We start from the raw sequence: 8,858 nt of genomic DNA on the forward strand, positions 1-8,858 counted from the left end.
CCTTCAACTCTTCTCGTCGGCGATCCAGAACGCCGGCAGATAGTAGCCGGTCAGCGGCGTGACGGTGGGATGGTGCACGGTCGACCAGCGCGCCATCCATTGCTCCGGCACGTAGTAGAGCGGCACCACGTAGAACCCGGAGATCAGCAACCGGTCGTAGGCGCGCACCGAGGAGACGAAGTCCTCGCGCGAACGCGCCGCGACCATCTTCGCGATCAGCGCGTCCACCGCCGGATTGGCGACGCCGGCGTAGTTGAACGAGCCGGGTCGATCCTTCGCCGCCGAACCCCACCGATTGATCTGCTCTGCACCGGGCGACAGCGTGCCCGAGAAGGCCGAGATCAGGACGTCGTAGTCGAAGCTCTGCTTCCGCTTCTGGTACTGTGCGTCGTCCACCTGCCGGACCGTCGCCGTCACGCCGATGCGCGACAGGGTACGCGCCCAGGCGAGCGAGATCCTCTGCTGATCGGTCGACTGGACGAGAATCTCGAACGCCACCGGTGCGCCGTCCGGCGTCACCATGCGGGTGCCCTCGAGACGATAGCCGAGGGACTGGAGAAGATCGAACGCCTCGCGCAGCACCGTGCGGTCGGCGCCTGTGCCGTCCGCGACCGGCTGGCGGAAACGGCCGTCCATCACGGCGGGATCGATACGGCCGGCGTAGGGCGCCAGAAGCTCCTGCTCCAGCGCGTCGGCCGGCCGTCCGATGCTCGAAAGTTCGGAGTTGTCGAAATAGCCGCTCATGCGCGTGTAGGCGTCGTAGAAGAGGTTGGCGTTCGCCCACTCGAAGTCGAACACCATGCCGAGCGCGCGTCTCACCTGCGGGTCGGAGAACATCGGACGCCGCGCGTTGAAAAAGAAGGCGTTCAAGTTCGCGGGACGGCCGTTCGGGAAGACGTCCTTGATGACCTTCCCTTCAGCCACGGCCGGGAAATTGTAGGCCGTACGCCAGTGTCGCGGGTTCGGCTGCTGGTAGAGATAGACCGACGACAGACCCTTCTTGAACGCCTCGAACTGGGCGTTCTGGTCGCGGTAGTACTCGACGACGATCTCGTCGTAGTTGTCGAGACCGCGCTTGGTCGCGAGGTCCTTCGCCCAGTAATCGGGATTGCGACGGTAGGTGATACGTTGACCCGGCTCGACGCGGTCGACGAGGTAGGGGCCGGACCCGATCGGCGGTTTCGTCGTCGTCTGGGTGATGGTCGTCGCGTCGAACGCGTCCTCAGGCAGTACCGGCAGGCCGGCGAGGAGGAGCGGCAATTCGCGATCGGCCTTCTCGTTGAAGGTGAAGCGGACGCCGTTCTGTCCGGCCAGCTCGACCTTCGCGACCTTCGAGAGCCAGTTGGAGTATTGAGGCCGGACGCTGCCTTGAACCTTCAAGAGATCGGCGGTCGCGATCACGTCCTGCGGGCGGATCCGGCGGCCGTCGGAGAAGCGGGCCGCGGGATCGAGCTGGAACTCGACGAAGGTCCGCTCGTCATCGGTCTCGACGGTTTTTGCGATCAGCGGGTAGAGCGTGAACGCCTCGTCCATGGAGCGCTGCATCAGCGGCTCGTACACGAGGTTGCCGAACTCCTGGTCGCCGAAGATGCCCCGCGCCGTCGTCAGGGCGCCGCGGACGCTGACCGGGTTGAGATTATCGAAGTCGCCGAAGACGCCGTAGACCATGCGCCCGCCCTTCGGCGCCGATGGATCGGCATAGGGGAAGTGGTCGAACCCAACCGGCAGCTTCGGCTCGCCCTGCATCGCGATGGCATGGCGCGGTTCGGCTGCGGCCTCGCGCGCGGGGGAGCCGAGCACGAGAAGACACAGGGCTGCGGAAATCAGCCGGAGACGGCGGTTCGAAGCCATTCGGCCGAAGGTCATGGTCGCGGGCACTCCATCCATTTCGGGCGGGAAACTACCGAAAGCACAAAGCCTTGCCTACCTCCCGCAGGCTCGACGCAAGCTTCGCGCAGGTCTTCAAACGGCCGTATTTGCAGACGACCGCACAGGTCGCTATGGAAGGCGCCGACCGGACAGAGCCATTCCGCCAAAGAAGGATGCACAACCCGTGAGAACCCGCTTTTCCGCCCGCCAGCGCGCCGCCACGATCGCCGGCCTTGCTCTCCTGGCCGCCGTGCCGGCAACGGGCGCGATGGCCCAGGCCCAGGCCCAGCAGGTCCCGGCCGAATGGTTCAAGGTCTGCTCCAAGCAGGGCGAGAACGAGATCTGCAACACGCAGTACACGATGATCGCCGACACCCGTCAGCTCATCACGGCGGTGAACCTCATCAACGTCAACGGCAAGGTGAAGCAGAAGGTGCTGCAGGCCGTGGTGCCGACCGGCCGCGTGATTCCGGCCGGCGTGCAGATGCAGATCGACGGCAACAAGCCGCAGACGCTGAACTACTCGGTCTGCTTCCCGGATCGCTGCATCGCCGAGGTCGAACTGTCGGACGCCGTCGTCGCCTCCATGAAGAAGGGCACCAACCTGAAGGTCACCTCGGTGAACTTCCAGCGCCAGCCCAACCCGATCACGATCACCCTGTCCGGCTTCACCGGCGCCTACGACGGCCCGGCGCGCGCCGAGCCGGAACTCGCCCAGCGCCAGCAGCAGCTGAACGAGGCGCTGCAGAGCCAGGCCGAGGCCCGCCGCCAGCGTTTCGAGGAAGCGCAGACCAAGGCCAAGGAAACCGCCGCGCAGTAACCAGCGACCCACCTCTAGACACGCGGACGGCGGTTCTTGAGCCGCCGTTCTCGTTTCCGGGCCGCACTTAGTTGAGGTTCGTCTCCTTCAGCACGTAGGCGCCGTCCACGGGGCCATCGAAGATCTCGGCGATCTGCGGATGGCGTACGGGGCCACCCTCGCTGTCTGGCAGAAGGTTCTGCTCGGAAACGTAGGCGACGTACTCCGTCTCCGTGTTCTCCGCGAGGAGATGGTAGAACGGCTGGTCCTTGCGCGGCCGCATCTCCTCGGGAATGGACTGATACCATTCCTCCGTGTTGTCGAATTCGGGATCGACGTCGAAGATCACGCCCCGGAACGGAAATAACCGGTGGCGGACGATCTGTCCGATGGAGAAGCGGGCGGTCTTGGACTGGCGGAGGCTCATAAGCGCCCCTTACCCAGAAGCGCGCTGCCCCGGCAAGAGCGAGCGCACCCGCGCAGCAATTCCTGCGAGCGCCGACCCCGGCTGCACACCCTCCCGCATCAGCGCATGACGAAGCGCCGGAACGGACGCCAGCGCGCCGAGGCCGATAGCGCGCGCGGCCTGTACCGGCAGGAAGCCGGTCAGGAGCGAACGGTTCAGAAGGTCGACCGCCGCCGTGCGCGTGGCGACGTCGGCGCGACGCCGGGCTTCGTAGGCAGCCAGCATCGCTGTGCCGCCAGGATCGTCGCGATGGTCCAGCGCGACATCCAGAAGCGCCTCCACATCGCGGATCCCGAGGTTCAACCCCTGCGCGCCGATCGGCGGGAAGACGTGGGCGGCCTCGCCGACAAGCGCCGAGCGCAGGCCGGACAGCCGCGAGACCGATGCACCCGATAGAGGGAAACTCTGGATCGGCTCCTCGACCTCCACGGCCCCGAGGATGGAGTGGAGGCGTCGCTCGACTTCGCGCGAAATGTCTTCGACCCTCAGATCCTTCAGCCGCAGCGCTTCGTCGGGTGTTTCCACCCAGACCAGCGAGGATCGACGGCCCGGCAGAGGGACCTGCGTGAACGGACCGGTCGCGGTGTGGAACTCGGTCGAGATGCCTTCATGATCCCGCTGGTGACCGAAGTTCAGGACCAGTGCGACCTGCGGGTAACTCCACGTGCGAACCGGCGCCTGCATCGCCGTGCGGACGACCGAATGACGCCCATCGGACCCGACGAGGAGGCGGCACGAGATCGTGCGACCGCTTTCGGTACGGACCGTCGCGCGCTCGGGTTCGAGATCGACCGAAACGACGGGCTCCTCGACATGGGTCAGGCGATCGGCAACCTTACCGGACTCCTGGGTCAGAGTTTCCAGGAGTTCCCGGTTCAGGACGTTCAGTCCGAAATACGGGAGGCCGATCTCGGCGGCTCGAAACTCGACCGGCGCCGCCCGTAGGAGGCGTCCCGTATCGTCGACGAGCCTCATGGCGAACATGGGCTGCGCGCGCTCCTCCAGCGCTTGAACAATCCCAAGCCGTTCGAGGAACCGCACCGATGGTCCGATGAGAGCGGTCGACCGACCGTCGTGACGATGCGGTGCGGCAATATGCACCGTGTCGAACCCCGCCTGCGCGAAGGCCAGCGCAGCGCTGGCGCCCGCCAGGCCGCCGCCGACGATACCGATTTCATGACGCGATGGGTTCAAGCGTCGCACTCCTGCTCGCGCGTGGCTCGGACACAACTGCGGACGATTCCATCGCCTCAGATGCGCTCCCGGCAACGCCGACCGTTCCGTTTCGCCCCAACGTCGCTGCCGCGACCGGCCGTACGGGCGGCGCGGGAGCATGCGGGCGTCTTTCAACACATTCTGGAGATACGCGACGCCGAGCGGATGGCAATGGCGGGATGGCTGCGTTACTTCACGTGAATGGCGATAGAAGAAGCGAAGCGCGTGGCAGGTTTTGATTTCAGGCAGTGGCGCCCGTTCACCGTCCACCTGCTGACCGCCAGCGGCGCTTTCTGGGCGTTCATGGCGATCATCGCGGCGGCCGAGCGGCACTGGGTCGATATGTTCGCCTGGCTTGGTCTGGCCTTGTTCGTCGACGGCATCGATGGACCGCTGGCTCGGCGCGTCGATATCAAGCGGCGTCTTCCCAACTGGTCCGGCGATATGCTGGACGCGATCATCGACTATTCGACCTATGTGTTGATCCCCGCTTTCGCTCTCTATCAATCGGGGATGATCGGCCGGCCGCTGTCGTTCGTCGCCGCGGCCCTCATCGTGATCACCAGCGCCGTCTACTATGCGGACACGCGCATGAAGACGAAGGACAACTTCTTCCGCGGCTTCCCGGTCACCTGGAACATGGTCGTCTTCACCCTATTCGCGGCGACACCGAACGAGTGGATGGCTTTCCTATTCGTGGTGCTGTGCGCGGCGACCACCTTCCTGCCGATCAAGTTCCTGCATCCGGTCCGCGTCGTGCGCCTGCGGGCGCTCAATCTGACCATTCTGGGCCTTTGGTGCGTCTTTGGCGTGATCGCGCTCCTCTTCGCCTTCGACTCGCCGATATGGGTGCGAGCCGGCATCCTGCTCTCGGCTATCTACCTGTTTTCGATCGGTGCCGTTCTTCAGCTCCTCGATCGCCTTCGCGGTCGCTCAGCGGAACAGGAGTTCTACGAATGACGCACGCCATGGTCATCGACGCCACCGGCGGTCCCGAGGTCATGCAGTGGCGCGAGCAGGATCTCGCGCCGCCGGGTCCCGGCGAGTTGCGCGTTCGTCAGAGCGCCGCGGGTCTCAACTTCATCGACGTGTATTTCAGGAACGGAACGTACAAGGCGCCGTCCTTCCCGTTCGTCCCAGGCAAGGAAGGGGCGGGTACCGTCGTCTCGGTCGGCCGAGACGTCACCGGCTTTGCGGAGGGCGATCGGGTCGCCTACGCCGGCGCAAGCGGAACCTACGCTGAAGAGATCAATGTCGCTGCAACAGGCGCGGTGCGCATCCCCGAGGGCATCAGCGACGAGGTTGCGGCCGGCATCATGCTGAAGGGCATGACGGCAGAATACCTGCTGCGCCGGACGTTTCCCGTCGGGCCGGGGCATACGATCCTGATCCATGCGGCCGCCGGCGGTGTCGGGCTGATCGCCGGCCAGTGGGCAAAGCATCTCGGCGCGACGGTAATCGGAACCGCGGGTTCGGATGACAAGGTTCGCCTCGCGCTGGACCACGGCTACGATCACGTCGTGAACTACCGGACAGAAAACTTCGTGGAACGCGTCGCCGACATCACCAACGGCGCGAAATGCGACGTGGTCTACGATTCGGTCGGCCGGGACACCTATCCGGCAAGCCTCGACTGCCTGAAGCGTCGCGGCCTGTTTGTCAGCTTCGGCCAGTCCTCAGGGACGATCGAGAACTTCGACCTCGCGCTCCTGAACCAAAAGGGATCGCTCTATGTCACCCGGCCGAGCCTGTTCGGCTACACGGCGACGCGAGCCGAGCTCGAAGAGAGCGCCAACGCGCTGTTCGATGTGGTCCGGAGCGGTGCCGTCAGGGTGCGGATCGACCAACGCTACCCCGTGTCCGAAGCCGCGCGCGCGCACCGGGATCTCGAAGGACGTCGCACGACCGGGATTTCAATTCTGACGATGCGATAAGCGATCGCAGACCGTCGCTGCCGACTGTCGCGTGAGGTCGCATTCGCATTGGAAATGACGGAAGCCGCGGCCGGTTCCAAGCCCGGTGGAGGGCCTCGGTCAGACGCTACCGGCCAGAAGCCAGACTGCGATAGCGACGTTGCCGACGATACCGACGACGGCAATCGCCCCGATCACCAACCAGAGAAGCGAGCGTCGCGGACGGGGGGCTTCGATCAATGGTTTGGCTCCTGCGGCTTTGAGTCCCGCCAGGCGGCAGGCGTCGTCTGATCGGTCATATAGGTGATGCCGCAGCCGGAGTCGCCCTTCGGCCGGTTGACGCTGGCGAGAGCTTGGCGCTGAAGCCGAAAGCCCGGGGTCGCGCGTCGTCTTCGGCTGGGATGGGTGGCCGAGTGGTTTAAGGCAGCGGTCTTGAAATTCGGTTGCGGGCGTCCGCGCCCGTCCAATCCTATCCGTCAACGTGCTGATAAGTATCGCAAATCGCGGCCGAAAGTCCGTTCCCGTCCTGTTTTGTCCGGCTCCGTGCTACCGCTTTCGGTAGCAAAATGGTAGCAGCTCGTTCGCGACGTGTTCCTTCGTCGATACCGGACGAGCTGGACTGGACCACGATCGCGATCACGTTGTCGCAGGTGCGGAATCGTGCGTTGCTTGAGCTTCCGTCTTGGTTTTCGGGGGCGTTGCGCGCGACAGCTGACCTCCAAATCGGCATAGCGACTTTACGAATGACGCATTCAGCGCGAAAGGCGTTCGAAGATAGGCAGTCAAAGGTCGAGTGGCGTCGAAGCGCTGTCATGCGGCCGCTGCCTAGCGAGCTTTCTGAGTGTTCAAGATGCGATTTAGGTGCTGTTAGTGTTGCGGTTCTCAACGTTGAGTTCAGCAGGCACGGCCGCTCCGGTTTTAAGGAAACAGCGTAAAGGTCAAAGCTGCTTAGGAAGCATCTGATGTCCTGCGCCCTCACGCCCATCGCCTACCGTTCGCATTCTGGGCTGCCCGGGCGAACGTTTAGATGGTCGCGCCGCGCCTCAGCACCTGACTATCGAATTACAGCTGCCTGCTCGGCGGAGGAGGGGTGCCGCGGCCTTCGACTGCAATGTGGGACTTGACGTCGGTTTGGTCCAATCCTCAGTTGGACTTCGCACCGTCGAGGCCAGCGCGCCAGGACAAACCGTCGGCGCTTTGCGACCGGTACGGATGGTCGTGCCGGCAGTAGCCGCAATGGGCAGCGTGCGCGCCTTCCATACGGACCATCTCATCGCGGGTCAGGCCACGACCGCGACGCCCGATATTGAACGACCTCGTTTCCTCATTGAACAGGACAGCCTGCATCGGGCTCATGACATTCTCAGTACGTTACAGCGCAAGCTTCTAAGGCGAAGCTGACGCCAAGCTTGGATCGGCGGTGTTGTTGGGATGGTCGAATGATTGCCGCGACCTAGACGGGTGATCGACCTCGTCCAGTTCCGCATTCCTTCAAAACGTCGAGCCGGCTCAATGCTGTAGCGTGCGTCGAACGGACTGATCCGAGCCGATTGCTTGCAACACTGCTTCTAGGCTCCGCTCCGCGCGATATCGCAGGTAGACGTTCGGGCCGTCAGCCTCTTGCCGAGGCACGGCCAACTCCTTCGCTCTGACAGCAACCAGTGCGATCTGGTCCGTCCACCCCCTCGTGCCGTCGCTCATAACCCACCCCGCCATTAAGGAATGGGTAAGGATTACCCGAACGCCTGCTAGGGTTGGAGTTAACGGCTCCATCCACTGGAAACATGGTGAAAGCGGACAAGCTGAAGCATCGGCGCGCGATGGCCGGGCTCAGTGCCCCTGCCGCTCGCACTCATCGAGAACCATCGCAATCTCTGCCGGATCGGCTGCGATCTCGCTTTCCAGTCCGGCTTCCAGCCGCTGATCTGCCTGGCGGTACTCTTCGCATCGATCGGTTCGAGCGAGATCGGCCGCGCTGTCGAGCGTGAACCAGCGATAGGCATAGACGGCAACCGCCACCAGCAGAACGACAGACAGAACGAGCTTCAGGGTTCGAGGGGACAAGGGAAGGTCTCACAGGAGCTGAAGCCGTCAGAAACAACAGCGGGCTTTCGCAAGTCTGTCGCCTTAAGCTATGAGATCCCAAACGCACTGCCGGTGCAATTTTGGAATGAACCGGAAGGTGCTCTGCCAACCCCTGAGTGTGTCGCAAACGACGCATTCGCGGTTATCACTTCCAAAAGCTTTAGAGAATAATCGCTGTTCCCGTAGCGGCTTTGGCCTGCCCCCTGAAAAGTGGCCCTCCGTGAAGTAGGCTTTTGAGCCGCTGGAGGACACGAGAATGGGACAGAAGAAGCACAAGCCGGAAGAGATCGTCGCCAAGCTGAGGCAGGTCGACGTGTTGCTGTCGCAAGGCCGCCCGGTTGCGGAAGCGATCCGTACGATCAGCGTGACGCCGTTCACCTACTACCGGTGGCGCAAGGAGTTCGGTGGGCTGAAGTCCGACCAGGTGAAGCGTTTGAAGGACCTCGAGAAGGAGAACGAGCGCCTGCGCAAGGCCGTGTCGGACCTGACGCTGGAGAAGCTGATCTTGAAA

The 8,858-nt window shown here is 63.7% G+C and carries 9 protein-coding genes and 1 tRNA gene; 5 read left to right on the forward strand and 5 right to left on the reverse strand.

Going from position 1 to position 8,858, the window contains the following annotated elements; translation table 11 throughout:
- Positions 1-3 precede the first annotated feature (3 nt).
- A complete protein-coding gene (locus tag BM175_RS15540) occupies positions 4-1,866 on the reverse strand; it encodes an extracellular solute-binding protein (protein ID WP_244546029.1) in 1,863 nt (620 codons plus the stop codon).
- A 271-nt stretch (positions 1,867-2,137) separates the two neighbouring features.
- Between BM175_RS15540 and BM175_RS15545 the strand changes: the two genes are divergently transcribed.
- Positions 2,138-2,689 (forward strand): invasion associated locus B family protein, encoded by a 552-nt coding sequence (locus BM175_RS15545; protein ID WP_090964596.1) that lies wholly within the window; start codon positions 2,138-2,140, stop codon positions 2,687-2,689.
- Positions 2,690-2,756: 67 nt separating this feature from the next.
- Here BM175_RS15545 and hspQ read toward each other — a convergent pair whose 3' ends face one another.
- Positions 2,757-3,095, reverse strand: coding sequence for a heat shock protein HspQ (hspQ, locus tag BM175_RS15550; protein ID WP_090964570.1), 339 nt, complete (start codon positions 3,093-3,095; stop codon positions 2,757-2,759).
- 9 nt (positions 3,096-3,104) lie between these two features.
- The gene (locus BM175_RS15555; RefSeq protein ID WP_244546030.1) at positions 3,105-4,682 is read right to left on the reverse strand and encodes a UbiH/UbiF family hydroxylase; all 1,578 of its coding nucleotides are present in this window, start codon (positions 4,680-4,682) and stop codon (positions 3,105-3,107) included.
- Between BM175_RS15555 and pcsA the strand changes: the two genes are divergently transcribed.
- The 3 genes from pcsA to BM175_RS22770 all read left to right on the forward strand — a co-directional run bounded on the left by pcsA (position 4,575) and on the right by BM175_RS22770 (position 6,738).
- Positions 4,575-5,309, forward strand: a complete 735-nt coding sequence (gene pcsA, locus BM175_RS15560) for a phosphatidylcholine synthase (protein ID WP_244546031.1) — start codon at positions 4,575-4,577, stop codon at positions 5,307-5,309. The two genes, BM175_RS15555 and pcsA, sit on opposite strands and share 108 nt — an antisense overlap.
- The gene (locus BM175_RS15565) at positions 5,306-6,283 is read left to right on the forward strand and encodes a quinone oxidoreductase family protein (RefSeq protein WP_090964573.1); all 978 of its coding nucleotides are present in this window, start codon (positions 5,306-5,308) and stop codon (positions 6,281-6,283) included. The genes pcsA and BM175_RS15565 overlap by 4 nt, the downstream gene beginning before the upstream one ends.
- Before the next feature lie 378 nt (positions 6,284-6,661).
- Positions 6,662-6,738, forward strand: a tRNA-Ser gene (locus BM175_RS22770).
- 667 nt (positions 6,739-7,405) lie between these two features.
- On the opposite strand, the gene BM175_RS22440 is transcribed toward BM175_RS22770, so the two are convergent.
- Both BM175_RS22440 and BM175_RS15570 read right to left on the reverse strand, forming a co-directional pair.
- A complete protein-coding gene (locus tag BM175_RS22440) occupies positions 7,406-7,618 on the reverse strand; it encodes a hypothetical protein (protein WP_139224658.1) in 213 nt (70 codons plus the stop codon).
- Between the two features lie 474 nt (positions 7,619-8,092).
- Complete coding sequence (locus BM175_RS15570; protein WP_090964574.1) at positions 8,093-8,326, reverse strand: hypothetical protein; 234 nt, start codon at positions 8,324-8,326, stop codon at positions 8,093-8,095.
- 277 nt (positions 8,327-8,603) lie between these two features.
- Here BM175_RS15570 and BM175_RS15575 point away from each other — a divergent pair.
- Positions 8,604-8,858, forward strand: a 255-nt coding sequence (locus BM175_RS15575) for a transposase (protein ID WP_139224659.1), incomplete at its 3' end; no start/stop codon positions are given.

This window comes from Aureimonas phyllosphaerae, assembly GCF_900113065.1.
GTDB lineage: Bacteria > Pseudomonadota > Alphaproteobacteria > Rhizobiales > Rhizobiaceae > Aureimonas > Aureimonas phyllosphaerae.

Coding starts and splice junctions, on each gene's coding strand:
- BM175_RS15540 (WP_244546029.1), bottom strand. CDS start 1,866: ATGACCTTCGGCCGAATGGCTTCGAACCGCCGTCTCCGGCTGATTTCC.
- BM175_RS15545 (WP_090964596.1), top strand. CDS start 2,138: ATGGCCCAGGCCCAGGCCCAGCAGGTCCCGGCCGAATGGTTCAAGGTC.
- hspQ (WP_090964570.1), bottom strand. CDS start 3,095: ATGAGCCTCCGCCAGTCCAAGACCGCCCGCTTCTCCATCGGACAGATC.
- BM175_RS15565 (WP_090964573.1), top strand. CDS start 5,306: ATGACGCACGCCATGGTCATCGACGCCACCGGCGGTCCCGAGGTCATG.
- BM175_RS22440 (WP_139224658.1), bottom strand. CDS start 7,618: ATGAGCCCGATGCAGGCTGTCCTGTTCAATGAGGAAACGAGGTCGTTC.